General features: G+C 56.9%; 18 protein-coding genes and 3 tRNA genes. 5 read left to right on the top strand and 16 right to left on the bottom strand.

Features of this window, described 5'->3' with window-relative positions:
- Positions 1-269: 269 nt before the first annotated feature.
- Complete coding sequence (locus O3648_RS07210; RefSeq protein WP_279755003.1) at positions 270-941, bottom strand: helix-turn-helix domain containing protein; 672 nt, start codon at positions 939-941, stop codon at positions 270-272.
- A gap of 175 nt (positions 942-1116) precedes the next feature.
- On the opposite strand from O3648_RS07210, the gene cls reads away from it, so the two are divergent.
- Positions 1117-2595 (top strand): cardiolipin synthase, encoded by a 1479-nt coding sequence (gene cls, locus O3648_RS07205; RefSeq protein ID WP_279755002.1) that lies wholly within the window; start codon positions 1117-1119, stop codon positions 2593-2595.
- A 63-nt stretch (positions 2596-2658) separates the two neighbouring features.
- The gene (locus O3648_RS07200) at positions 2659-3216 is read left to right on the top strand and encodes a hypothetical protein (protein WP_279741453.1); all 558 of its coding nucleotides are present in this window, start codon (positions 2659-2661) and stop codon (positions 3214-3216) included.
- Between the two features lie 211 nt (positions 3217-3427).
- On the opposite strand, the gene O3648_RS07195 is transcribed toward O3648_RS07200, so the two are convergent.
- A complete protein-coding gene (locus tag O3648_RS07195) occupies positions 3428-4624 on the bottom strand; it encodes an RNase H family protein (RefSeq protein WP_314078823.1) in 1197 nt (398 codons plus the stop codon).
- A gap of 270 nt (positions 4625-4894) precedes the next feature.
- Between O3648_RS07195 and O3648_RS07190 the strand changes: the two genes are divergently transcribed.
- Positions 4895-5173, top strand: a complete 279-nt coding sequence (locus O3648_RS07190) for a putative quinol monooxygenase (protein WP_371569310.1) — start codon at positions 4895-4897, stop codon at positions 5171-5173.
- 88 nt (positions 5174-5261) lie between these two features.
- Here the strand turns inward: O3648_RS07190 and O3648_RS07185 are convergent, their stop codons facing one another.
- Both O3648_RS07185 and ilvD read right to left on the bottom strand, forming a co-directional pair.
- The gene (locus tag O3648_RS07185; RefSeq protein WP_371569308.1) at positions 5262-6296 is read right to left on the bottom strand and encodes a 2-oxoglutarate dehydrogenase; all 1035 of its coding nucleotides are present in this window, start codon (positions 6294-6296) and stop codon (positions 5262-5264) included.
- A 252-nt stretch (positions 6297-6548) separates the two neighbouring features.
- Entirely contained in the window at positions 6549-8393 is a 1845-nt protein-coding gene (gene ilvD / locus O3648_RS07180; RefSeq protein WP_371569306.1) for a dihydroxy-acid dehydratase, read from the bottom strand.
- A 402-nt stretch (positions 8394-8795) separates the two neighbouring features.
- On the opposite strand from ilvD, the gene O3648_RS07175 reads away from it, so the two are divergent.
- Positions 8796-10622: an alpha,alpha-phosphotrehalase gene (locus O3648_RS07175; RefSeq protein WP_279754998.1), complete on the top strand. Its 1827-nt coding sequence runs from the start codon at positions 8796-8798 to the stop codon at positions 10620-10622.
- Between the two features lie 145 nt (positions 10623-10767).
- Here the strand turns inward: O3648_RS07175 and O3648_RS07170 are convergent, their stop codons facing one another.
- The 7 genes from O3648_RS07170 to O3648_RS07140 form a co-directional block, all read right to left on the bottom strand.
- Positions 10768-11733, bottom strand: coding sequence for an ABC transporter substrate-binding protein (locus tag O3648_RS07170; protein WP_371569303.1), 966 nt, complete (start codon positions 11731-11733; stop codon positions 10768-10770).
- Between the two features lie 5 nt (positions 11734-11738).
- The gene (locus O3648_RS07165) at positions 11739-12437 is read right to left on the bottom strand and encodes an ABC transporter permease (RefSeq protein ID WP_279741465.1); all 699 of its coding nucleotides are present in this window, start codon (positions 12435-12437) and stop codon (positions 11739-11741) included.
- A gap of 3 nt (positions 12438-12440) precedes the next feature.
- Entirely contained in the window at positions 12441-13205 is a 765-nt protein-coding gene (locus O3648_RS07160; protein WP_371569301.1) for an ABC transporter permease, read from the bottom strand.
- Positions 13205-14152 carry an ABC transporter ATP-binding protein gene (locus tag O3648_RS07155; protein WP_371569298.1) on the bottom strand — a complete coding sequence of 316 codons (948 nt, stop codon included), beginning with the start codon at positions 14150-14152 and terminating at the stop codon, positions 13205-13207. The genes O3648_RS07160 and O3648_RS07155 overlap by 1 nt, the downstream gene beginning before the upstream one ends.
- A 265-nt stretch (positions 14153-14417) precedes the next feature.
- Positions 14418-14490 (bottom strand) — tRNA-Phe (locus O3648_RS07150).
- A gap of 73 nt (positions 14491-14563) precedes the next feature.
- A tRNA-Asp gene (locus O3648_RS07145) sits at positions 14564-14637 on the bottom strand.
- A gap of 69 nt (positions 14638-14706) precedes the next feature.
- Positions 14707-14779, bottom strand: a tRNA-Glu gene (locus O3648_RS07140).
- A gap of 1439 nt (positions 14780-16218) precedes the next feature.
- Between O3648_RS07140 and O3648_RS07135 the strand changes: the two genes are divergently transcribed.
- Positions 16219-16389: a hypothetical protein gene (locus O3648_RS07135; protein ID WP_279789577.1), complete on the top strand. Its 171-nt coding sequence runs from the start codon at positions 16219-16221 to the stop codon at positions 16387-16389.
- Between the two features lie 371 nt (positions 16390-16760).
- Here O3648_RS07135 and O3648_RS07130 read toward each other — a convergent pair whose 3' ends face one another.
- From O3648_RS07130 to O3648_RS07110, 5 genes are all read right to left on the bottom strand, one after another.
- Positions 16761-18191 (bottom strand): FAD-dependent oxidoreductase, encoded by a 1431-nt coding sequence (locus O3648_RS07130; RefSeq protein ID WP_279755021.1) that lies wholly within the window; start codon positions 18189-18191, stop codon positions 16761-16763.
- Between the two features lie 134 nt (positions 18192-18325).
- Positions 18326-18700, bottom strand: coding sequence for a DUF2218 domain-containing protein (locus O3648_RS07125; protein WP_279789581.1), 375 nt, complete (start codon positions 18698-18700; stop codon positions 18326-18328).
- Between the two features lie 161 nt (positions 18701-18861).
- A complete protein-coding gene (locus tag O3648_RS07120) occupies positions 18862-19068 on the bottom strand; it encodes a hypothetical protein (protein ID WP_239669159.1) in 207 nt (68 codons plus the stop codon).
- 239 nt (positions 19069-19307) lie between these two features.
- Positions 19308-20054, bottom strand: coding sequence for an ABC transporter ATP-binding protein (locus O3648_RS07115; RefSeq protein ID WP_279791237.1), 747 nt, complete (start codon positions 20052-20054; stop codon positions 19308-19310).
- Positions 20055-20063: 9 nt separating this feature from the next.
- The gene (locus tag O3648_RS07110; protein WP_371569293.1) at positions 20064-21005 is read right to left on the bottom strand and encodes a hypothetical protein; all 942 of its coding nucleotides are present in this window, start codon (positions 21003-21005) and stop codon (positions 20064-20066) included.
- Between the last annotated feature and the right edge of the window lie 34 nt (positions 21006-21039).

The raw sequence follows: 21039 nt of genomic DNA, 5'->3' as shown, positions 1-21039 counted from the left end.
TGTGGGCAGCGACGGCGCCAGAATCGTCTGGTTCAGCGAGGACATGAGCATCACAATGACCAGGCCCAGGAACATAGCGCGAATGCGGTTTTTACTTTCCTGCTTAGCCTCACCGGCTGACGGTTGGGGTAGTTTCTTTTCCTCTGCATTCATCGTTTAATCCTTAGTTACGTTCTATATGTGTTTGTTGTCAGCACCCGCCGGGTTCTTGATTCGGTTCCCCGATCCGGTTCTAGCAGGCTTTTGTCGTTCGCAGTAGTGAACCGCCGTTAGATTGCGGGTCGGTTCTGCTCAAAAAGCAGGAACTGGAAGGTCTTCACCGTCTGGCGGATATGGCGGGCGATATCCTCTTTATCCTCCAGGTCACGGGCGAACTCCAGCTGGCGAAGCACCGCGGAGGCAAGCTGGACCTTTGCGCGCGATCGCTCCCGGAAGTGATCGGTCAGCGGGTCAGCGGGGGTTCGGCGCGGGAAGGGGCCGCGGCGGCCAGCAGCATCAAAAGCCACCCAATCAATGGTGTTGAGGTACTCGGTGAGCACTTGTTCGCACTTCATATAGTGCATTTTCAATCGTTTCGCGGACTCGGGGAACTCCTGATAGGGAGCTCGAGGATCCTTGCCCTTGGCGTAGTGGAAGCTCTGGAAAATGACCTCCCAGAGAAGGTGGGTTACACGAATAATCGTGTTGTCATCCTCGTGGGCGCGGTCTATTTCGAGGATTTCCTCGCTGACCACCGGCTCACGCAGACCCAGAACGGCGTCCTCTTTGGAGGGGAAGTAGTTGAAGAAGGTGCGCGGGGAGACGCCCGCCTCCTGGGCGATTTCTTCAACGGTGGTTCCGCGCATCCCGTGTTTGCGGACGCGTTTGAGGGCTGCTTCATGGATTGCCGTCCAGGTTTGTTCGCGGCGGCGTTCGCGAAGACTCTGTTCTTTTTTCTGCATGACTGCAATTATTTCATCACTGCATACAATGCTCAAGTGCATTTTTGGCGTTAAAGCTCACAGCAAAGCCAGCTGAGCTCCAACCCCACCACCGGAACACAATACCGACACATCGCGCTACAAAGCGGCAAACCCGCTCCCCCAAGCCCCACACGAAACATCGCATAATAGAGAGGTGAACTTATTTGCCCCCACCTACCTCGACTTCCTGCCCTACTGGCTGCGCCTCGCACTCGGCATCGCCGATATCCTCATCCGACTCGCGGCCCTCTGCTGGCTCCCCTACAACCGCAAACCCGTGGTTGCACTGGGCTGGCTCATGGCAATCTTCTTCATCCCCTTCGTAGGGTTCATCGCATTCCTCTTCTTCGGCTCCTCACGCCTGCCCGCCTACCGCCGCGCACGCCAACACGCCATGAACGATATGATTCGCGAAGCCAGCGACAACAAGCCCTTCATCGCCCGCACCGACGACCTCTCCGACCCCGCCAAGGTAGCCAGTCAGCTCAACTACACCCTCGGCTCGCTCCCCCTGGTCGGCGGCAACCAGTTCACCCTCCACACCGACAACCACGACGCGATGGTCGCCATGGCAGAAGAAGTAGACCGCGCCACCAAATACGTGCACTTCGAGTTCTACATCACCGCCTACGACGAGGCGAGCGCAGTCCTCTGGGACGCCCTCTTCGCCGCCCACAAACGCGGTGTACAGGTACGCGTACTCATCGACCACATCGGCTCCCGCAAATACCCGTCCTATAAGAAGCTTGTGAAAATGCTCAACGACTCGGGTATGCAGTGGCGCCTCATGCTGCCCCTCAAACCGTGGAAGCTCAAGTGGCAACGCCCCGACCTGCGTAACCACCGCAAGGTCCTCGTCGTGGACGGCCTCGTCGCGTTCTCCGGTTCGCAGAACGCTATTCACCGCTCCTACGATCTACCTGAAAACATCAAAAAGGGTCTGGAGTGGAAGGATCTGACCTTCTCCTGCACCGGCCCCATCGTTGAAGAGCTCAACGCCGTTTTCGTCTCCGACTGGTACTCCGAAACGAACCAGCTGATCCTGGCAGAAATTAACACCACTATCCCCTACTACGAGGATGGAATGCGCGCCCAGGTTGTTCCCTCCGGTCCCGGTTTTGAAACTGACAACAACCTGCGCCTCATCAACTACTTGATCTACAATGCTGAGCGGCGTATCACCATCTGTTCGCCCTACTTCGTGCCCGAAGAGACCCTACTGCAGGCGCTCACGAACGCCGCATACTCCGGTATTGAAACCACCGTGATTGTGTGCGAGAAGGGTGACCAGTTCCTGCCAAACATGGCGCAGCGTTCCTACTACGAGCAGCTGCTGCAGGCGGGCGTGCGTATTCTGCAATACCCCAGCCCGACCGTGTTGCACTCCAAGTTCATGATGGTCGACGACGAAATCGCGTTCATTGGCTCGTCCAATATGGACCCGCGTTCCTTCTCGCTGAACATGGAAGTGTCAACGTTCATCATTGACCGCGGCATGGTCGCGATGCTGGATGAAGTATGCGCCGAATACGAACAGGTCTGCACCGCGCTGCTGTACACCCAGTGGGCGGAGCGCCCGCGCCGTATCAAGATGACGGAGAACCTCTGCCGACTGTGGTCATCGCTCCTCTAAACTATTTTTTACCCATTCGCAGGGTCTGAGTTTTCATCTCCGCACTCGCCAAAGGACTATCAGTTGCCCCTTCTATTTCGTAAAGCACGGCGCAAATTCGCGGAACTCGATGCACACGATGTAGCCCAGCACATCTCCGCGTACACCTACGGTAATTTCTTGGTGCTGGCGGCTCTGCTGAGCATCTACGACGCGAACGCTATCTTTGACGGCACCGCGATCCTTTACATTACGGGTACCGGTCTAACCACTTACATTGCCCACGTCATCTCAGAAATGCAGGAGTACCGGGTACTGCACGGCGGCACCCCGCCGCGAGAATTCGTCAAGCGCGCGCTGGGCAACGCAAGCCCCATTCTGGGTACGACCGTGTACCCCGTGCTGTTGCTGATTCTGGCGGCAATCCTACCACCCGGCGCCACCTACGACATCATTTTTGACTGCACTATTCTCCTCTGTCTTGCGACCGTGGTGTGGCGTATTTTTAGCCTCAACTTCACGATTGCTCGCTACCGCGGTGAGCCACTCTGCTGGCGTACCTTCCGAAGCGCTGTGTGGCTCACCCTCGCGGTTATTGTTCTCGCGATTGTGAAGATTATGTTCACTCACGCTGGTAAATAACCCTGACACTCAGATTAACCGAGATCAGGGGAGCTTTTGTATGCACCATCGCAGGATGCGCCGGGCCACAAGCCAGAGCAGTGCTACACGCCAGCCGCGCACAAGCGCATGCAGAAAAGGCAAAGGGCAAAAAGAAACACGCGACACCTCCGACATCGCACACCTTCGTATGCGGCGAATGCATCGCGCGTTCATTTCTACCCTGAGTAGTTTAGCGCCATAAGCGGTTTCCCGTGTGGATTGAAGAAGGTTTAATCTGCAACCACTCCGGCGCATGCAGGCGAACAGCTTTCGCACAACCTGACAAAGCAGTAATAATCGACTCGCAACGCTGATTAAACTCGCTCTGGTGACGCTTATCCACAATCTGCCCCGGAAAATGGCGGTGCATCTTCGACACAGAGTCGCTACTCTCCTGCAAACCGTGGCCCGTATGGCCCGGAACATGCTTCACCAACACACGCTTCTCGCGGATAGCTTCCGTTAAAGCACACATCTGAGCTACAACACGCTCATCCTGAATACCCTCAGAAACCCAGGCTTTAAAAGCCCAACGGCTATGCGCCAAACGCAACACAAACGTCAACGCACCCAAAGAATCCGTGTGAATAATCAGGCGGCGCGACCCACTATGGAACACCGTATACGCCGCTAACATAGCCGACAGCTCACCGGTCATAATATTCACGCCATCATAGTGGGTATGAAAATAGAAGCCGTCCTCACTCACGCCAGCGATACCCATACGGCCGCCACGCTGATACTTCTTATTGTGAGTCGAACGGAACGAACAATCCGTGAAAACGCTATAGTCCTGCAGCTGATCCAGCGGTCGAGGGGTCAGGGCTTCCTCCACCATTTCATCCACAGCGGTACGTGCCGCACACACCTCAGCATGCATCCGCTCATAGGCGGACGTGCCAGCAAGCTTCACATGCACTTCACCCAAAGAATGGTTATCGTACGGGTCCAGCACCTTCTCAAAGGCGCGGTACTCCATAATCGCCTTCAGCTGATCGCAATCACGGAAAAGCTGCTTCAAATTCTTACGATCAGCAGCAATCGTGACCAGGTTCTGACGGTACTGCTCCGGAACCACATCCCACGCTATCAGTACCGCACGGCCCAGCAGACAGGGATGCACCTCATCACACGGCTCCATGAGGGAATGAACATGCGTGAAAAGCATCGGCTCCTCATGCACCACGGTACGGGTGCCGTCCTGTTTAGAAATAAAAACCACCGTCGACAAGGCTGAATAGCAGAAGCCCTGCGCCGTACGATGCTCTTGAGCTACCGCAATCACAGCAACACCATGATCCGTGTACCCGGCAGGGTACGAAGCGCTATAGTCGGGCGCCTCCCAAGTCAGGGTGCATCGTTTGATATGCGCCGGTGAAAATCCCATGAGTGTCACCCCCCATGCGTGCCATACCGCGTCTCCTTCCATTCATGCGGTGTATCATCCTCATTCTTTTATAGGTCGAAAAGAAAGGGGCACGCAAATATAAAATACCTTTTTTACGGTGAGCGAATGGGCCAGCCGAAAATCCTCTCAGACACCGCCACAGCACGTGAAAACCACGACCATTGCCTCCCCGAACCGGGGTTGAAGGTGTACGGTAAAAGAGTCATATACGACGCGGCCTCACGCCGCCCACCCCATAAGGAGAGCCCAATGATTGGTGTTTACGCCGGAGTATCCGTCAAGCCCAAGCACATCGAAGAATTCCTCAAGACCATCGAACCGCTCGTGACCGCAAGCCGCCAGGACGAAGGCAACGTCAGCTACGACTTCGGTGCCATCTCCAACACCAACTTCGCATTCATCGAGCGTTGGGAATCCCAAGAACTGCTCGAAAAGCACATGGGCACCAAACACTTCCAGAAGGCTGTCGCCGCATGGGAGCCGCTGCTCTCCTCCGAGCTGGACGTTCGCATCGTCAACTTCCGCTAAACAACGTTAAATACCGAAGCTGCCCGGTACCCCCTATGTGAGGGGGACCCGGCAGCTTCATATATCAGCCTTCGAGCGAGCACGGCCACTAGCGGCGTTCTACGCCAACCTCCACCGAATCAAGAGTGAAACCATTCGTCGCGCTCACGCAATGCACCTTACCGGTATTCACCGACTTGCAGGTGTAACCGTACGCAGTCACCACCTGACCGGCAGGTAGCGCAGTAATACCCTCGGTATTCACCGGCTCCGGGGTGGCGGTCTGACCGACCAGGCTCACCGCAGGAGCCTGGCCCTGCACCATATGCACGCGCTGCTGCGCGGCACCGGAGGCGGCATCCCAGCCATCCAGGGGTACACCCACCAGCGCCTGGCAATCCACACCCGACGGGGTCAGAGAGCACGCGACCCTAGAGTCCGGACTGGTGAAACGCAGCGCCTCAACAGTCTTCGCCGAATCGCCCTGACCGAAAGTGCCGCCGCCGTACGCCTTAGCGAAAGTCAACGTACCCGAGAGCATGCGGGTCTGCGCCGGAATCAACGCCAGGCTAGGCTTCTCAACGCTACCACCCTGCATGAAGCAGGCACCCGTAATGTAGTCGCGACCCTGCACCTTCGTAGCGCACTGGTACCACTCCACACTTGCCGAACCGTCCTGGTTCTTGCGGCTGTTGAAGAGACGCACCGCCTCCTGAGCCTTCGCACAATCCGAACCGTCATACACGTAAATACCGGCAGAACCACCCAGCAGGCTCGTCACACCGCAGCGGGTGCCCGCATCAATAGTGTTCGCGGAGCCGCTCGCCTTAGCGTATGCCGCCTCGTACTCAGCCTCCGTGCTCGGCTCATCGGTCAGGGTTGCTACAGCATCAAAAGTCGCCGGCGCATCCAGGCCGGCAGAAATCTGCACAGTATTCGGCTTCCAGGAGCCGTCCGCCGCTTTAAAAAGGGTCTTCGCATCAACGGATGCCGAGGAAGTCGCGATCTTCATCGGGGTGGTTTCAGACTCATCAGCCTGCGGCTGAGCGGAGCAAGAACTCAAAGCGAGCGCACCGATGCAGGCAAGAGCCGTCAGCGCGCGACGAGTAAAAACACGCTGTGCGCGTGCGGGAAGTGTAACCATGGATACGTCCTTGTGAGGGTTGCGAATTGCGTTGTATTTGAGTGGTTGTACTGAGTCGGTAAAGCGGGTACCTAAATACCTCCTTACACCCTACTGCACCGCAACTGACAAGGCAATACCCCGCACCGGGTATCCCACGATAGCAGACAAAGACGCGGATAAAGAACAGCGCCCCGCCCGCAGAAAAACCGCGGAACGGGGCGCTAGCCTATCAGGGCAATATATTAAATTCTCACACGATACGTGAGGGGCTTATGCGTCCTCGGGCAGGATGCGCACACCGCCCTTATCAGCCGAAGCAGCCAGCATGCCATACACCTTCAGGGCGTCCGAAACCTGACGCTCACGCGGCTTCGACGGACGCCACGGTGCAGTGCCCTTCGCCTCGCGGCGAGCAGCAAGCTCCTCATCCGAAACGTTCACACGCAGGATGCGGTTGTTCACGTCAATCTCAATCTCGTCGCCGGTCTGCACCAGGCCGATTGCGCCGCCAGCAGCAGCCTCCGGGGAGACGTGACCGATTGAAATACCGGAAGTACCACCGGAGAAACGACCGTCAGTGATCAGAGCACACTTCTTGCCCAAACCCAAACCCTTCAGGTAGGAGGTCGGGTACAGCATCTCCTGCATACCCGGGCCGCCCTTCGGACCCTCGTACTGGATGACGACAACGTCGCCTTCCTTCACGTTTTTCGACAGGATCTCGTACACAGCCTCATCCTGAGACTCGACCACGAAGGCGCGACCCTTGAAGTGGAACAGTTCCTCATCAATACCAGCGGACTTAATGATCGCACCGTTCTGGGCGATGTTGCCGTACAGGACCGCCAGACCGCCATCCTTGGTGTACGCGTGCTCCACAGCGCGGATGCAACCATTCTCGGAGTCAGTCTCGTGGGACTCGTACTTGTTCGCGGTAGAGAACGCCTGAGTGGTGCGCACGCCACCGGGAGCCGCGAGGAACAGTTCCTTCGCCTTCTCACTCGCCTTGCCACCGCGGATATCCCACTCATCCAGCCACTCGTCCAGCGAGTCAGCATGAACAGAATGAACGTTCTTATGCAGCAGGCCGGCACGGTTCAGCTCACCCAGCAGGGCGGGGATACCGCCGGCACGGTGCACATGCTCAATGTGGTACTTAGTGGAGTTCGGGGCAACCTTCGCCAGGCAGGGAACCTGACGCGAAATACGGTCAATGTCATCCAGAGTGAAGTCAGCGCCCGCCTCGTGAGCAATCGCCAGGGTGTGCAGCACAGTGTTGGTTGAACCGCCCATCGCCACATCCAGCGCCATAGCGTTCTCGAACGCCTCCTTGGTCGCGATAGAGCGGGGCAGAACCGACTCGTCATCCTGCTCGTAGTAGCGCTTAGCCAACTCAACGATAAGGCGGCCAGCATCCAGGAACAGCTCCTTACGAGCAATCTGAGTAGCCAGAGTGGTACCGTTACCGGGCAGCGCCAGACCAATCGCCTCATTTAGGCAGTTCATGGAGTTCGCGGTGAACATACCCGCGCACGAACCACAGGTCGGGCAAGCGTTCTTCTCAACCTGAGCAAGAGTCTCATCGCTGACGCTGTCGTTAACAGCCATCACCATGGCATCAATCAGGTCGAGGCGGTGCTCAACAACACCCTCAATGCCCTCGCCGGACTCCATCGGGCCGCCAGAGACAAAGATAGTGGGGATGTTCAGGCGCATAGCCGCTAGAAGCATACCGGGGGTGATCTTGTCACAGTTAGAGATGCACACCAGCGCGTCAGCACGGTGGGCGTTAACCATGTACTCGACCGAGTCAGCAATCAGATCGCGGGAAGGCAACGAGTAGAGCATACCGTCGTGGCCCATCGCGATGCCGTCATCAACGGCGATGGTATTAAATTCCTTGGCGACACCGCCAGCCTCACGAATCGCGCCGGCAACCAGCTCACCCATATTCTTCAGGTGCACGTGGCCAGGCACGAACTGAGTGAAGGAGTTCGCGATAGCAATAATGGGCTTGCCGAAGTCGTCATCGCCCATACCGGTGGCACGCCACAGGGCGCGGGCACCAGCCATGTTACGGCCGTGAGTTGAAGTACGTGAACGCAGTTCTGGCATTGTTTTACCTTCCGTAGTGATGCAAGTACTGATTTTACGCGCGGCGTCCAACGCTCTTCAGCTCAGGGTCACTTTGGTTTCATACATCGAAACGCGCACGAGCCCGCAACCGCCTATCAGTGGGAGGGTTGAGGCCACGGGGGTTGTGCCGGATCTGCGGCAGAATTGCCCCCTTTGGGATAAATGGGGACATCACCCCATTATGCCCCCTAATCTGGAATGAGCCCAGGGTGCGGGCGGCGATATTCAATCGGCGAACGCACCGGGAGGCGGCGGGGCACTATGCCTGCCGCGTACGGGCCTCACTGAGCATACGTAGCAGCGTACGTAGCACCGGGGCGGTTCGTTTCCAACACACTGGTTTATACATGCTGAACCCTGCATACGTTTCAGAAGGTTTCCATGACACAGGCACCCACCGCATCGCCCACCCTCACCCCGGCAACCACCCCGGCAGGTGGCAAAGACTTCGCGTCCTCCGTCATCTACCAGGTGTACCCCAAGTCCTTCTACTCCTCAGCGGGTGGCGCCTACGGCGATTTGCGCGGCATCATCGAGAAGGTGCCCTACATTGCCTCCCTGGGCGTAGACATGGTGTGGTTCAACCCATTCTTCGCCTCCCCGCAGAACGACAACGGCTACGACATCTCCGACTACTACGCCATCAATCCCGACCTGGGCACCATGGAGGACGTCGAAGAGATGATTGCCGCCCTCGCCGAGCACGGTGTGGGCGTCATGTTCGACATGGTCCTCAACCATATTTCGACCGAGCACGAGTGGTTCCAGCGTGCGCTCGCCGGTGAGCGCGAGTACTGGGATTACTTCTACATTCGCCCCGGCAAGTACACCGAGGACAGTCAGCTGCGCGAACCGACCAACTGGGAGTCGAAATTCAGCGGCTCCTGCTGGTCCCGCTTTGGCGAGTACACGGATGAGCACGGCACTCCCCTGTTCTATATGCACTTATACGACCGCACCCAGGCAGACTTGAACTGGTACAACCCGACTGTGCGCGACGAACTGTTTAAGGTCGTGAATTTCTGGTACGAGAAGGGCGTGCGCGGTTTCCGTTTTGACGTTATTAACGTCATCGGTAAGGGTGAAGAGCTGCTCGACGCCCCCGAAGGCACCGTGGACAAGGCACAATACACCGACACCCCGATTGTGCACACCCGCATTCAGCAGCTGAACCGTGCCTCGTTCGGTCAGTATGATGACACCGTGACCGTGGGCGAAATGTCTTCGACCAGCATCGAAAACTGCGTGGACTACTCCAACCCAGCAAACCACGAGCTGGATATGGTGTTCAGCTTCCATCACCTGAAGGTAGATTACGAGAACGGCGAGAAGTGGTCAAAGGTACCGTTCTGTTTTGCCGAGTTGAAGCAGATTCTGAACGATTGGGCGCTGGGTATACAGGCCGGCGGCGGCTGGAATGCGCTGTTCTGGAATAACCACGATCAGCCGCGTGTGCTGAACCGTTTTGGTGACGTTGAGCGTTACCGTGTTGAGTCGGCAACCATGCTGGCGACCGTAATTCACCTGCTGCGCGGTACCCCGTACGTGTACCAGGGCGAGGAAATCGGCATGATTGACCCGGTCTATTCCTCGATCGAGCAGTACGTGGATGTGGAGGCACGCAACGCCTACGTGATGCTGCGTGAACGCGGTCTGAGCGAGCACCAGGCTCTGGAGATTGTGGTGTCGAAGGCTCGGGATAATTCGCGTGTGCCGATGCAGTGGACCGCGGACCCGGCGACTGCGGGGTTTGGTTCCGCGTCGCCGTGGCTGGCTCCCGCCCCGGTGCGTGATGCGGCAACCGGTGCCGGTATTTCGGTGGAGGATGAGGAACGTAACGGCGTGATTCTGCCCTACTACCGCACCCTGATTGCCCTCCGTAAGCAGTACCCGGTCATCTCTGTGGGTTCGTACGCACCCTACGCGCTAGATCACGAGCGGGTGTTTGCATACCTGCGTGAGCTGCCCGCTGGTGCTGCGAACGGTAGCCTGGCGCAACGCCTGCTGGTGCTGACAAACTTCTACGGTGAACCGACCGAGGTTGAGGTTCCGGCTGAGTTCATTCGTTCCGGTCACGTACTGTTGTGTAATTACAAGAATTCTGCGGTCGATTCCACCGCGGCGGACTCCGCCGTATCTGATTCAGCTGAGACAGTGACGCTGAGCCTGCGCGCCTACGAGGCTCTGACGCTACTGATTGAGGACTAAAAGCTAGTGTATGCCTCTCCCCAGATGTGTGGGAAGAGGGCGATATAATCCGACCTGGCAATATTCTATTTCTAGAATATTGCCAGGTCGGATTTGTTTACGCCTATTTCTGCAGAGGAATTTATGAGTAATGTCAGGCGGAGTCTTAGAAACCGTGCTCACTCAGCCAGGTAGCCGCTGCCTGCGCGGGCTCTTGCTTAGAAGTACCCGAAACACGGTCATTGAGGGTGCGCAAATCGGCGGTAGTCAGCTTCGCCGAGACACGATTCAGAACCTCCGCCGCGGAGTCGGGAACTCGCGACGTATTGATAATGGGCAGCACCTGTTGAGCCAAAATCATGTTCTTCGGGTCCTCCAGCACCACCAGCTGATTCTGCTCAATCGCGGGCGTGGTCGAGTAGAGGTCAACCACCTGCACTGTGTCATCCAGCAGGGCCTTGACGGTCAGCGCACCACCGCCGTCCGAGAGGGGTACAAACTCGGCGGGGACGCATCCGTACTTCTCTTTCAGACCCGGGATACCGTAGGCGCGCTCAGCAAACTCCGGGGCGGCGCCGAGCTTCAGATTCGTACAGTGGGGAGCGAGGTCTTCAAGGCTTCGCAGACCATACTTTTGGGCAGTCTGCGCGGTAACAACCAGGGAATCCTTATCCTCCGCCTCGGAGGCGTTCAGGGCGCGAATTTCAGCCCCGGAGTCACCCGTGGTGAGGGTGCCGAGAGCGGCGGGTAGCGCCTGCAGAATCTCCTGCGCAGTACTAGCTGTAGCCTTCGGGTTCAGGTAAAGTAGCAGGTTGCCGGAGTAGTCCGGGATAATGTCCACCGCGCCGGAGGCCAGTGCCCCCAGGTACGCTTCGCGGGCGCCGATACTCAGCTGGGTGCGGGCGTTGAAGCCCGCCCAGACGAGGGCTCCGGCGTAGATTTCAGCGAGGATTTGGGATTCGGCGAAGGCTGCTGAGCCGACGATTATTCCTTCGTGTTCGCCCCTGAAGACTTTGTCACCGCTGAGCCCACAGGCGCTGAGAATACCCGCCATGCCGAGCGTTCCAGCGGCGGTTAGGGCAGTGCGACGAGATACAGCGCGGCACGTGAAGGTTTGAGGTGTCTGATTCATCGGGTTCATGCCTTCTTCCAGTTGGTGGTGAGCCCCGCGGGAGTGAGCGCACGTTGCACAAGACCCATGAGTGCATCCACGGCGAAGGCGAGAAGCGCTACGAGCAAGGTTGCGACGAGCATACGCGGGTAGTCGCGCACAGCGAGCCCGTCGAAGAGGTACCTGCCAAGGGTTCCGCCACTCAGGTAGGCGACAATGGTCGCGGTCGCGATGACCTGCACGAGTGCGGAGCGGAGCCCGCCGAGCATCATGTTGGCGGCGAGCGGAATCTCGAGGCGGGTCAGAATCTGCCATTCAGTCAGGCCTTGGGCGCGGGCTGCGTCCACGAGGTCTTCCGGCACGGCGGCGAGTCCTTCAAGAACTCCGGCGAGCAGGGGTGCCGCCGCAATAATAATGAGCACGATGAGAGCGGGCAGGGTTGAGACGCCCAGCCAAAGCGCCAGGATCGTCAGCAGACCGAGCGCGGGCAGCGCGCGGGTGGCAGCAACAGCGCTCATGAGCAGGTTGCTGCGGGGGCGGTTAGTGCCGTCAGAGGGTCGGTGGTGTCCAGCCCAGAGGCCAAGGGGTACGATGATGAGCGCCGCGCAGGCAGTGGCGAGGGCGGTGACGCTCAGGTGTTCAAGCAGGCGCACGAGAATTCCGCCGCTTCCCTGCCAGTTGGTACCGTCCATGAGGTAGGCGAAGGTTCGTTCTATGACGTTCACGGGTTATGCCCTCCTTTCGGGGCTGCGGCGGTTCGCAGCCGTACCCGCCTGCCAGGGCGTAAGTGCCTTCGTCAGAAGGATAAGGAGCAGGTCGAGGACCAGCGCCAGCAGCAGGCTAAGAATCACGCCAGCCAGGATTTCCGAGGGGATATTGCGCGCGAGTCCGTCGGTGAAGAGCGTGCCGAGCGAAGGCACACCGATGAGGGCACCCACGGACACCATCGCAATATTTGCCACGGTTGCCACGCGGATTCCCGCCATAATAACGGGCACGGCGAGGGGCAGGTAGAGCTCCATCAGTGCTTGTTGGGGCGTGTATCCGAGGGCGCGGGCAGATTCGTGCACGCTATCGGGTACGGAGTCGAAAGCGTCCACACCGGAGCGCACCATGAGCGAGAAGGAGTAGATACTCAAGGCGACAAGCACGTTCAGCGGGGAAATAATGGAGGTTCCCAGAATAAGCGGCATCAGCACGAATAGTGCGATCGAGGGGATGGTATACAGCAGCGAGGAGAGGTGCATGAGGGTTCGTGCACCAATGCGGCGTTCGGAACCACGGTCGCGGCGACGGCTCGCGTAGTAGGCGACCGGCAGCGCGAGGAGAGTGCCAATTACGACGGGCACAATACCCTGGTAGAGGTGGCTGAGGGTCAATTCGAGGACGTGCTGGCTATTGTTGACGACCCATTCCCAGTGCATATCGCCTGCGGCGAGGGGTTGCGCGGCGAAAGGTGATGCCGCGAACACAATATTTTCTGGAAGGCTCATTAGCTTTTCTCGCCTTCTACCGCACCGTTCTGTGTTTCTCGGGAGGCAGTAAGTCGGCGCGCGCGCGCCTGGCGCATCGTCTGTTCATCCAGCAGACCGGCAACGGAGCGGCTCACAAAGGAGCGCACAAAATCATCGGCGGGACTGTAGAGAATCTCTTCGGGAGTACCGAACTGTGCGAGGCGACCACCCTCCGCGAAGACAGCGATTGTATCGCCGAGCAGGAGCGCCTCATCAATGTCGTGGGTAACGAACACGATCGTCTTGGCGAGTCGATTCTGCAGGCGCAATAGCTCTTTCTGCAGATCGGTACGCACCACCGGATCCACCGCGGAGAACGGCTCGTCCATCAGCAGGATGGGCGCATCAGCTGCGAGAGCACGCGCCACACCAACACGTTGCACCTGACCGCCCGAAAGCTGGGAGGGGTAGCGCTTCGCATACGAAGAATCCAGACCGACCACATCGAGCAGTTCGAGGGCACGTACCTGCGCCTCCTTACGGGAGGCACCGAGCAGACGCGGTACGGTGGCAATATTCTGCGCGACGGTGCGGTGCGGCATGAGTCCACCCTGCTGCATCACGTAGCCTATGCCGCGGCGTAGCTCGTAGGGGTTCTTCTCGTGCACGTTCACACCGTCAATGGTGATGGTTCCGTTATTGGGCTCCACCATGCGGTTAATCATGCGTAGACTAGTGGTTTTACCGCATCCGGAGGGTCCGACGAATACGGTAATCTGACCGGCGGGAATGTGCAGGTTCAGGTTCTGCAGCACCGTGGTGGGTTCACCGGTTCGGCTCAGGTAGCTCTTGGTGATGTTGTCGAAGTGGATTCCACCCGCCTGAGCGGTGGCGGCAGCAGCATTTTTTACCCAGGGAATTTGGGGCGAGCTTGGAATCTGAGGTGAGCTCTCCGGAGGCTGAGCGCTGGGATTCTGAGCGGTCATGGGTGTGGCAATCCTTTCTGCAGCCTGGTGTTACAGCCCAATTTTACAACCCGGTGCCTGCACCGTTCCCGCAGAAATATTTGAATCAGTTTTCTGCAGAAATCTATCTAGAATGAGCATGACATTGTTTCCGCATACACAAAGGCGGCACCTCAGGGTTTTATTCCCAAGATACCGCCTTTTTGACAGGTTTGCAGTATTTGCAACCGCAAAGTTTTTTAAAAACAAAACCCGCCCCACTGTAGAAGCCTGGAGGCGGATTTCGTGGCTCCGACCGGCGTCGATCCGGTGACCTTACGATTTTCAGTCGTACGCTCTACCAACTGAGCTACAGAGCCTTGCGTATTTACTTTTAGATACGCAATGACCGCGTCTTCGGATGATGAATCATCTGAACTTACGCGGCCAGAGCGACCCCGACGGGACTTGAACCCGCGACCTCCGCCGTGACAGGGCGGCGCGCTAACCAACTGCGCTACGGGGCCTTGTTGGAATCAACAGAAGTAAATTCTATATCATCAAACTTGGCTTTGCAAAATCGTGAGATTTGCAAGTACCCCCAACGGGATTTGAACCCGTGCTACCGCCGTGAAAGGGCGGCGTCCTAGGCCGCTAGACGATGGGGGCCTAGTCGATCGAACAGGTTCAGTTTTCTTCATCCCGTCGTTCGAACCTCCACTAGTTTATGACAGGTTCGCGGAGGCATGCAAACCGTTTTTTCAATTTTGCCCGATTTTGACCCTTATTTTTAATCGTTTATAGCCTGGCACATATGCGTTTAAGCTTATCAATGAGGATTCAGAAAAACTTCAAAAAATTTTAAAATTTCTTCACAACACCCCATATCAGGGACTTTTGGAGAGGTTTTAGCGGCTTTTGGGTGCCCATAGAGGCTCTGAGAAAGCCTTATTATTTACCCTGATCCACACTAATTTCTACGGATCTTCTTCAGACTCTTCCAAAATTTTGTTTCCCAGAGAGCCCGAAGGGAATCCAAAGATGCTTTAGATACCCCCTCACATGAGCTCCGGGAGTTAGTTTTCCACCCCGCACTCACCTCACGGCAGCCTAAAACAGCAGAAAATATCTCCATAAAAAAATTCAGTTGTTTCTGGGGTGCCTGCATAAGGTGCACGAGCAAGCACTGCCCAGCCAGTACTACCCGGAGTGCGAAAACTGCAGAAGAGTGCACAGCAGATTCCACGATACATCTCCAGTAGATCCTGCGACACATCTTTCAGCTGCATCTTTCAGCGAGACTCACCCCAGCTTCATCCAATCCCCCCGAGCCCATAAAAATGTGCCTCGTAAAGCAATCACCCCGCAGAGTGCACCTATATGAAAATGTTAACTCCAGGGAATACAATAAACCGGCTTGTCAGATACATATTTTTCTCTCTGTGCAGATATTTGCACAATAATGACGACATAGAAATATAAAGATTTGATAAACCTCTGGCGATTGACAAGGAGAGATGAAATCCAGCTGAAAATACCCCTGAATTGGCTTGAAGCCCCATCTTTGAGCACCGTAGTATAGAGGGCGTGAGGTCACTTCCGGACCTTGCACGGGGCCGCTTCCGGGCCCCAGACGTAGAGTTACCGCACATTACAGTACCGATAAACCGGATAGAGATCCAAAGGGGGATCCAGTATCCGCAACGATGAACCACGCACGGCACTCCATGCACTTGGCATAGGTACCACAACCGTCGCTCTCGTCTGTGCGGTTGCACCCGCAGCACAGGCACAGCAGATGGCACACCTGCAGAAGGCAATGACTGCTGACCAGCAGCTCAAACTAATTCTGTGCCGCCTAGAGCATGTTCCTGCCTGTTTGAAGTATGCGAAGCCTGGATCCTCCAACCGCGGTAATAGCGGCATCGAGAGCGCACTGGGCAACCTGGCCACCGTCCAGGGCGCTGACGCAGGCCGTCAGATTGCAAGCGCCAAGGCCACTGTCCGCAAGTCTGATGGACGTGCCCACGCAGCCCTCTCCCCTCCCCCTTTGTGTTATTGCCTGCGTTATCAGCATTGCAAAGTTTGTCATTCAGCTGGGTATCGCCATGTACAAGCTTATTAGGGCACTCGTTAACGCCTTCAAGCAGTGGAAGACCTTCAAGAACATCGTGAAAGCTTTCATTTCTGGTGAGGCTCGCAAGAAGCTGGGTACCGAAACTGAAACCATACTCAAGGTCATTTTGGGCATTGAAGACGTCCTCAAAAAGTGTGTATAGTCTACACACCGTACGGCCATGCACTTGTTGAGAGAGCTAATCTGGTGTTTCTTTAGCTTTCGAGACCCCGTGAAAGGGATACGCTGCACGTGGATTCTGCGTGGGCTCGCTGCGCGTCCGGGGTAGCCGGAGAGTATGTCCTCGAGTGTCTTCGGCACCTACCCAACCCACCCACATGACCTCATGATACGGGGTGGGTTCCTTTAACCGCTCTTTCAGGCGAACGCTTCTCAATCTTTCCCCCTGACGTCCCCCCATCTCCTTGTATATAGAGTGTATATAGAGTCTCCTTATATATAGACAAAAATCGACCCCGCACCGACTAACGGTACGGGGTCGATTTCTATGCTCTAACGTACTACACGTATGGATTACTCACCGCGGGAGATGTTGATCATCTCGTCACGGTCCACGACCTTCACACGGGCGCGAGGCTCACCGGCTGCATCCTTAGATGCTGCGCCCAGTGCCTTCTCGTGATCATCCAGGCGGTGCCAGCCTTCCCAAGTGGTGTACTTGATGCCCTTAGAATCCAGGTATGCGCTGAATGCCTCTGCCTCCGGCTCGGGTGCGGTGTAGAGGTTCTCGCGATCCTCGAGCAGGTGGGTGATGGTCTCGAGTGCGTCAGACTTGGTGGAGCCAATTAGGCCGACGGGGCCGCGCTTAATCCAACCGGATGCGTACAGGCCGGGAACGACCTCGCCGTTCTCGTCCACGACGCGACCCTCAACGTTAGTGGTGACACCGCGCTTGTCGTCGTAACCGATTTCGGGCAGTTCGGAACCGAAGTAACCGATTGCACGGTAGACAGCCTGTACGGGGTAGTCCACGTACTCGCCGGTGCCGACAATGCCGCCGTTGCCGTCGAGCTTGTTGCGCTCCATGCGCAGGCCCACGACCTTGCCGTCTTCGCCGAGGATCTCGTGCGGGGACTGCAGGAAGTGCAGGTGCAGGCGGCGGGATGCGGTCTGCTCGTTGGTCTTCTGGTCTTCCAGCCAGCCACGCAGGGTCTTCATCATAACCTTGGTCTGTGCGTTCTTCTCCATGGCCTCCTCGGAAGCCTCGTCAAACTGGAAGTCCTCCTCGTACAGGACGATGTCCACGTCGCGGGAGTGTGCGAGTTCGCGCAGCTCAAGCGGGGTGAACTTCATCTGTGCGGGGCCGCGGCGACCGAAGACGTGCACGTCAGTTACGGGGGAAGCCTTCAGGCCCTCGTAGACGTTGTCGGGGATTTCGGTGACGAGCAGGTCGTCAGCGTGCTTGGAGAGGATGCGGGAGACGTCCAGGGCGACGTTACCGTTACCGAGCACTGCAACCTGCTCAGCTTCGAGCGGCCAGGTGCGGGGGTAGTCGGGGTGGCCGTCGTACCAGGAGACAAAGTCTGCTGCGCCGTAGGAGCCGTCCAGGTCGATGCCTTTAATATTCAGGGGTGCATCGAAAATCGCGCCGGTTGCGAAAATGATGGCGTCGTAGTGTTCACGCAGGTCGGCGAGGGTCAGGTCCTTGCCGTATTCGACATTGCCGAAGAAACGGATGTCGCCGCGGTCCAGGACCTTATGCAGCGCGGTAATGATCCCCTTGATGCGGGGGTGATCCGGTGCCACACCGTAACGAATCAGGCCGAAGGGGGCGGGGTAGCGGTCGAAGATGTCGATGGCGACCTCGACGGCGCCGGTGCGGACCTCTTCAGACTTGGTGAGGATGTCGGCGGTGTAAATACCGGCAGGACCTGCACCAATAACGGCGACGCGCAGGGGGCGTGCTGCTTCAGACACGAAAATCTTCCTTTCGAAGTTCACCATCCGACGCCCGGTGCGGCGCAAACAGACGGTGAGCTTAGTGTTCACTTCTTGCCTATTTTACCGGGGATTGACCGGTGTTCGGGGGCTTATAATGCTTTCGCATGCGACCCGAGACAAAGACTAAGGTTCGACCACTAGGAGGCGGGCACCGCCTCAAAGGCCACAACCAGTTCGTCGCGCTCACCGAAGCGGACCAGGTGGCGGTCCAGCACATCCGCCAGGCCAGTGGCCAACTCGTCGCTTTCGGCGCGTACCTCCATGATGAGGGCGCCTTCGGTTTCACGCAGATCGCCGTAGCCACGGAAAATGCCATCGCGGTTGAAAGTGAGGCGCAGACCGTCGGGCAGTTCTGCGGTGCCGAGCTTGCGGCCCATGTGAGAGCCGAGCTGCTTGATGTATCGGGCGGGGCGGTCGGTTGCTACGATGGCGCGCTGGCGTACCGGCAGGGATTCTGCTGCGGGGTAGCTTTCGGCGGGAATGGCGGTGTTTTCCTGCGGGGTTTCAGTCACGGCGGACTCCTTCTTATAGGTGCCGAAAAAGGCTCACCACACGGAACCCTGCATCCGGCGACGCATTGTGTCACCTTGAATATAGCAGGAACTTAGGGTCCGCTAACCTAATATGTCATCGCTGTTCGCGCAGGGGCGATAAACAACCGTTCTTTACGCACCTATCTCTTGAGCTTAATCTCAGCAGCAGCACCCAGGTGAGCCGAAGTCACAGCATCGTTCAGACGCTTAAAATCCGACCGGTCAGTATACGTAATCGTCAAAACAGCCTTCTGCCCATCGCACAGAAGAGTCTGGGAGAACTCAACATTCTTCGCAACCGAACGAATAGCATTAAGCTCTTCAGTCCGCGCGAGAGCTTGCTGCACATCTTCCGGTGAAGAAGCTGTTGCACAGGCTGGTGTAGTGGTCGAATACTCATTCAGCCATGGTTCAAAAGCTCCGCCCCAGTACAAGCCCAGCAGAGCACCAACAAACACCACGCAAGCCGCTAGGACGCCCACCACTTTTCGCGGCAGATGCCGCAATCCATTCTTTTGAGGGGCATCGCTTCCTGAATTTTCCGGCACACGATCATACTCATCACGAGCTAGGGGGCTCCTGGTCGTCATGATTCCTTCTCCTTCTGATGAGAATTTACGCTTACATCCGCCAATCCCGAATCGGGAATTCGGGTAGAGGCTTCAAGACGGCATAGCCTATCGCAGGCGGTCATCATATCTGCGTCGTGAGTCGCCACGATAACTGTGGCTCCACGCCGAGCAGCAGAGCTCAAAAGCTCAACAACCAATGCCCGGTTCTCAGCATCGAGACTTGCCGTCGGCTCATCCGCAAAAATGTAGCGCACACCCTTATGGATTGCCCGAGCAATGCCCACTCTCTGCTTCTCACCACCACTCAGCAGGGCAGCCGAAGTACGCTCCTTCTCTTCAAGACCAATGACGCTCAGAAGCTCGCGGCTCTCATCCGTAATACGAGCACGGCCAAAGGTCTTACGGTCAAGCAGAATATTCTCGATAACGCTCCATTCCTCAATAATTCCGTAATCCTGAAATACGAAGGAAGCTTCATCAGCCCAGAATGCAAGACGTTCCTTCTCACGAGCACGTTCCATATGGCGGCCCCCGATAACCACCTCGCCCTCGTGAGGTGGCATCAGCAGACCCAGAACATTCAAAAGCGTCGTCTTACCGCATCCGCTCGGACCCACGATTCCGGTTACTTCCCCCGCATATGCCTCAAAGTGGGGACTCTGGAGAATGGGCTGCCCCTGCGCATACACCACAATATTGCGGGAGGCGATAGTTACCTCAGGATGTTCCGCATTGTTAGAAGGATAAACAGTCTTTGTCATCGTTCACTCCTATACGTGACGACGGTGAACCGTCGCGGTGAAGATACGGTTAAAACTCAGTCTCAGCACCAACGCCAGAATAGTGCCGTACAACAGCGGCGCCGCCAACGCTGAAAAGGCGTACTCTGCTCCCTGCACCAGAAGAAGTACCAACGCCACAGCAGAGCAAAGGCCCACAATGCAGGCTTCCTTCAGAAGGTACCCACTAAAAATTGTTCTGAGAGGCAGACCAGCAGTACGTAAAACAAAATCATTACGAGCACGAGCCGCAAGAGTAATGTACGTATTAATTGCTGTTCCGATAATGGGCGCCGCACAGAGAATTGCTAGGCCCACAAGATGCGCAACATACCGGTTACGTTCCAGCTGCGCGATGTAAAGGTGTTCCTCTCCCGCGCGGTCCACAGAAAGTAGGGTCTGCCCAATTTCCTCAGCGTTGTAGGCAGCCCGTACAGACGCAGGCTGAGAGACCATGATATTACCGGTAGTCAAGGCCGCAGAAATAAAGGAAGGTTGTAGATTCTGCGTCGTCAATTCGGTTACCACAAGAACAGGCTTTTTATAGTTCAGAAGCCGTGAATCCTGAGAGCTCAAAGCAGGCACCTTTACCCCCGACGAGTTGGTTTTATCCTCCACAGTGAGCAGAGTAAATCCGCGATCCTCCCGGTCTTTCTGGTGGAAAGAATACTCTGCACGCAAAGACTGAGATCCAGGGAAATTGCTATCCTCAACGTTCTTGAACGACAAGCCAAGACGTTGCTGCAGAAGGTCCACATACGCGCGGTTCACCATAAGAGCGCCGTCGTATCCACTGCCTTCCAAACCCTTAACGTTTTCCAACGCATAGGACAGAAGAACACCGTTCCGTGATTCAAGAGAACCTAAAGCACGCACTGTGGCCTGGTCGTAGGAGGCGAGCGCCTGTTCATCCCGTATCGTCGCTTCGGGCACGTTCACTCGTAAGGTGTACTGGTCAGACAGGAGA

Source organism: Rothia sp. 27098_8_161 (assembly GCF_041432905.1).
GTDB lineage: Bacteria > Actinomycetota > Actinomycetes > Actinomycetales > Micrococcaceae > Rothia.
This window is presented reverse-complemented; position numbering and strand designations above follow the sequence as displayed.

Excerpts from the sequence above, each read along its gene's own strand:
- O3648_RS07210 (WP_279755003.1), bottom strand. The coding sequence starts at position 941 with ATGCAGAAAAAAGAACAGAGTCTTCGCGAACGCCGCCGCGAACAAACC.
- O3648_RS07195 (WP_314078823.1), bottom strand. The coding sequence starts at position 4,624 with ATGGGATTTTCACCGGCGCATATCAAACGATGCACCCTGACTTGGGAG.
- O3648_RS07190 (WP_371569310.1), top strand. The coding sequence starts at position 4,895 with ATGATTGGTGTTTACGCCGGAGTATCCGTCAAGCCCAAGCACATCGAA.
- O3648_RS07185 (WP_371569308.1), bottom strand. The coding sequence starts at position 6,296 with ATGGTTACACTTCCCGCACGCGCACAGCGTGTTTTTACTCGTCGCGCG.
- ilvD (WP_371569306.1), bottom strand. The coding sequence starts at position 8,393 with ATGCCAGAACTGCGTTCACGTACTTCAACTCACGGCCGTAACATGGCT.
- O3648_RS07175 (WP_279754998.1), top strand. The coding sequence starts at position 8,796 with ATGACACAGGCACCCACCGCATCGCCCACCCTCACCCCGGCAACCACC.
- O3648_RS07170 (WP_371569303.1), bottom strand. The coding sequence starts at position 11,733 with ATGAATCAGACACCTCAAACCTTCACGTGCCGCGCTGTATCTCGTCGC.
- O3648_RS07160 (WP_371569301.1), bottom strand. The coding sequence starts at position 13,205 with ATGAGCCTTCCAGAAAATATTGTGTTCGCGGCATCACCTTTCGCCGCG.
- O3648_RS07155 (WP_371569298.1), bottom strand. The coding sequence starts at position 14,152 with ATGACCGCTCAGAATCCCAGCGCTCAGCCTCCGGAGAGCTCACCTCAG.
- O3648_RS07135 (WP_279789577.1), top strand. The coding sequence starts at position 16,219 with ATGTACAAGCTTATTAGGGCACTCGTTAACGCCTTCAAGCAGTGGAAG.
- O3648_RS07130 (WP_279755021.1), bottom strand. The coding sequence starts at position 18,191 with ATGGTGAACTTCGAAAGGAAGATTTTCGTGTCTGAAGCAGCACGCCCC.
- O3648_RS07115 (WP_279791237.1), bottom strand. The coding sequence starts at position 20,054 with ATGACAAAGACTGTTTATCCTTCTAACAATGCGGAACATCCTGAGGTA.